This window comes from Bradyrhizobium sp. STM 3809 (assembly GCF_000239795.1).
In the GTDB taxonomy this organism is placed as follows: Bacteria; Pseudomonadota; Alphaproteobacteria; order Rhizobiales; family Xanthobacteraceae; genus Bradyrhizobium.
Map to the genome: position 1 here is coordinate 1 of NZ_CAFJ01000272.1, position 4,031 is coordinate 4,031.

General features: G+C 66.2%; 3 protein-coding genes. 1 reads left to right on the top strand and 2 read right to left on the bottom strand.

Going from position 1 to position 4,031, the window contains the following annotated elements; translation table 11 throughout:
* Positions 1-70: 70 nt before the first annotated feature.
* On the top strand, positions 71-1,267 hold the full coding sequence (lpxB, locus tag BRAS3809_RS15380; protein WP_008963038.1) for a lipid-A-disaccharide synthase: 1,197 nt from the start codon (positions 71-73) through the stop codon (positions 1,265-1,267).
* Between the two features lie 177 nt (positions 1,268-1,444).
* Here lpxB and BRAS3809_RS15385 read toward each other — a convergent pair whose 3' ends face one another.
* Together BRAS3809_RS15385 and gltA are read right to left on the bottom strand one after the other, a co-directional pair.
* Positions 1,445-2,221, bottom strand: a complete 777-nt coding sequence (locus BRAS3809_RS15385) for a dienelactone hydrolase family protein (RefSeq protein WP_008963039.1) — start codon at positions 2,219-2,221, stop codon at positions 1,445-1,447.
* A 386-nt stretch (positions 2,222-2,607) separates the two neighbouring features.
* Entirely contained in the window at positions 2,608-3,912 is a 1,305-nt protein-coding gene (gltA, locus tag BRAS3809_RS15390) for a citrate synthase (protein ID WP_008963040.1), read from the bottom strand.
* Between the last annotated feature and the right edge of the window lie 119 nt (positions 3,913-4,031).

The window sequence follows — 4,031 nt, forward strand, 5'->3', positions numbered from 1 at the left end:
TGCTGGCCGACCCGCAGGAAACGGTGACGGCCGCCGACCGCGCCGGCGTGTTCATCACGGGCATCACTGCGTGACGGCGCGGCCGCCGGCCGGCCCGGCCATCCGCAGGATCTGCCTGGTGGCCACCGAGGAGTCCGGCGACCGCCTCGGCGCCCCTCTGATGAAGGTGCTGCGCCAGCGGCTCGGCGACGGTGTCGAATTCTCCGGCGTCGGCGGCCGCGGCATGATCCGTGAGGGGCTGGTCTCGCTGTTCCCGATCGAGGAGCTGTCGATCGTCGGCTTCACGGCGGTCATCAAGCAGCTGCCGAAGATCCTGCGCCTGATCCGCGGCACGGTGGATGCCGTCATCGCGGCGCAGCCCGACGTGCTCGTCATCATCGACAGCCCCGACTTCACCCAGCGCGTCGCCAGGCGTGTTCACGCCCGCGACGCCGCGATCCCGATCGTGAACTACGCGGCGCCGACGGTGTGGGCCTGGCGCCCCGGCCGTGCCCGCGCCATGCGCGGCTATCTCGATCACGTGCTGGGCCTGTTGCCGTTCGAGCCCGACGTGTATCGCAGGCTCGACGGCCCGCCATGCACCTATGTCGGCCATCCGCTGACCGAGCAACTCGCAACCTTGCGTCCCAACCCAGCCGAGCAGGCCCGCCGCGACGCCGAGCCGCCGGTGCTGCTGGTGCTGCCTGGCAGCCGGCGCAGCGAGGTCGCGCGCCACATCGCGGTGTTCGGCGAGACGCTCGCGCGGCTGCAGGCGCAAGGCCTTGCGTTCGAGGCGGTGCTGCCGACGACATCGCATCTTGAGGCCGCTGTCAGGGCTGGCGTCGCGAGCTGGACGGTGAAGCCCACGATCATCACGGGCGACGCCGAGAAGCGCGCCGCCTTCCGGCGCGCGCGCGCGGCGCTCGCCAAGTCCGGGACCGTGACGCTCGAGCTGGCGCTGGCCGGCGTGCCGATGGTGACGGCCTATCGCGTCGGCGACGTCGAGGCCTTCGTCCTGCGCCGCCTGATCAAAGTGCCCTCCGTCATCCTCGCCAATCTCGTGATCGGCGAGAACGTCATTCCGGAATTCCTTCAGGAAGCGTGCACGGCCGACAATCTCGTACCCGTGCTGGTCGATCTGCTGAACAGCGGCCCGATCCGCACGCGTCAGATCGAGGCGTTCAATCGCCTCGATGGCATCATGTCGACCGGCGCAGCATCTCCCAGCGTCCGCGCCGCCGACATCGTGCTGGCGACGATGCGCGGCACACGGCAGGCACCGGCCTGAGCACACGCCACAGCGTAGCTCGTAGCCCGGATGAGCGCAGTGACATCCGGGGCTCCCGTGACCGTCGTGCCGAACCCGGATCGCTGCGCTCATCCGGGCTACGCGACTGATCGATGGTGGGCACGCTGCCGCCTGCGGCGGCCGCTTTACCTACCCGACGGCGGTTCGCCAAATCGCTCACTTCAACTGCTCCACAATGAAGCTAATCGCGCGTGTGAGCGCATCCGCGGCTTCGGGTCGGGTCGCGTCGACATCGAACCCATGGCCCATCTGTGGATACACGACCAATTCGGCCGCGCCGCCTGCCGCTCGCGCGGCGTCGACCAGCGCCTTTCCCGATGACAGCGGCACGTTGCGATCGGCGTCGCCGTGCAAGGCGAGCAGAGGCGGCAGGTGAAACGGGCCCGCTGCTTGGAAATCAGGACGCCCGGCGTAGAACACCACCAGCGCCGTGATCCGGGGATCTGACGCGGCGGTGGCAACCGCCAGAAAGCCGCCATTGGAAAAGCCGAGAAGCCCGATTTTTCCGGAGAAGCTCTCGCGCCGGGCGAGCAGGGAAGCCACCTCACGGACTCGCGCCGACCAATTCGCGACGTGCGCAGAGAAATAGGCCTGTCGGATTGTCTGATCCGCGGAGCTCATCGCGCTGACGTCGGCCGCGTCGTAATAGGAGACGAGAGCTGCATCGATGCCTGCCGCCGCCAGCGCTTGAGCGTAACGGGCATACGCGGCGGCAAACCGCTCGACGCCCTGTGCACCGTGGAGAATGATCACGGCCGGCCGCTTGCCTTCGTGCCGAGCGGCAAACAGCTTGATGGTGAGGGATGCACCGGCCGCCGGGACGGTCAGCTCTTGCGGGGCTGTTTCCATCGCGCGGATGGGCGTGGCGTGGGCGCAGACGAAAGCCAGCGCTGCGATGCAGGCCTGTTGCAGAATCGGGAACGATTTCGCCATGGAGCCTGCAATCCCTTACTCGGTCGACAACAAATCACGTGGAGCCGTAGGGTGGGCAAAGGCGCTGCCGTGCTCTGTCAACCCGCGAGATTGCAGTGGCGCCGTGCCCACCATCTGGCAGCTCGGCTCGCTGATCGACGGTGGGCACGCCGCTGCCTTGCGGCGGCCGCTTTGCCCACCGTACGAGCTTCGGCGCAAGCTCGCAGCCCGTAGCCCGGATGAGCGCAGCGACATCCGGGGTCTCCTGTGACGGTCGTGCCGAACCCGGATATCGCTGCGCTCATCCGGGCTATGCGACCGGCTCCAGCCGCGTGATTTCAGCCCAAAGAAAAAGGCCCGTCCAGCGTGCCGGGCGGGCCTTTCGTCATGATCTCTTTCGCTCTCGATCAGCCGCGCTTGTCGAGATCGACATACTGGCGGGTGGTCACGCCGGTGTAGAGCTGGCGCGGACGGCCGATCTTCTGCTGCGGGTCCTCGATCATCTCGCTCCACTGGCTGATCCAGCCGACGGTGCGGGCGACCGCGAACAGCACGGTGAACATCGACACCGGGAAGCCCATCGCCTTCAGGGTGATGCCCGAGTAGAAGTCGACGTTCGGGTACAGCTTGCGGTCGATGAAGTACTGATCGCTGAGCGCGATCTTCTCGAGCTCCATCGCGACCTTGAGCATCTGATCGTCGGCGTGGCCCGTCTCCTTGAGCACCGCGTGACACATCTTCTGCATGATCTTGGCGCGCGGGTCGTAGTTCTTGTAGACGCGATGGCCGAAGCCCATCAGCCGCACGTCGCTGTTCTTGTCCTTCACCTTGGCGATGAATTCCGGAATCTTGTCGACGGTGCCGATCTCGGCCAGCATGTTCAGCGCGGCCTCGTTGGCGCCGCCATGCGCCGGGCCCCACAGGCAGGCGATGCCGGCGGCGATGCAGGCGAACGGGTTGGCGCCCGACGAGCCGGCGATGCGCACCGTCGAGGTCGAGGCGTTCTGCTCGTGGTCGGCGTGCAGGATGAAGATCTTGTCGAGCGCGTCGGCGAGCACCGGGTTCGGCTTGTACTCCTCGCACGGCACCGCGAAGCACATGTTGAGGAAGTTCTCGGAGAACGACAGCGCGTTCTTCGGATAAACGAAAGGCTGGCCGATCGAATATTTGTAGGCCATCGCCGCCAGCGTCGGGATCTTCGCGATCATCCGGATCGAGGCGATCATCCGCTGCTTGGGATCGTTGATGTCGGTGGAGTCGTGATAGAACGCGGCGAGCGCGCCGACCGAGGCGACCATGACCGCCATCGGGTGGGCGTCGCGGCGGAAGCCCTGGAAGAAGCGGGCCATCTGCTCGTGCACCATCGTGTGATGGGTCACGCGATAGTCGAAGTCCTTCTTCTGCGCCGGCGTCGGGAGTTCCCCGTATAGCAGGAGATAGCAGGTCTCCAGGAAGTCGCCCTTCTCGGCGAGCTGCTCGATCGGGTAGCCGCGGTATTCCAGCACGCCGGCGTCGCCGTCGATATAGGTGATCTTGGACTGGCAGCTGCCGGTCGAGGTGAAGCCGGGGTCGTAGGTGAACATCCCGGACTGGGCGTAGAGCTTGCCGATGTCGATGACGTCGGGACCCACGGTGCCGCTCAGGATCGGAAGATCGAAGTTCTTGTTGCCGACGGTGAGCGTCGCGGTCTTGCTTGCGGAGTTTGCGTCCATCGTTTGTCCCCGATGAGATCGTTAGGCTTGATCGTTAGGCTTTGGCCCTTGTTCTTTGTGAGAGATCGCAGGCGGGTGGACCTTATCCGGTGCGGTGGCTCTGACTTGCCGCCAGGGTC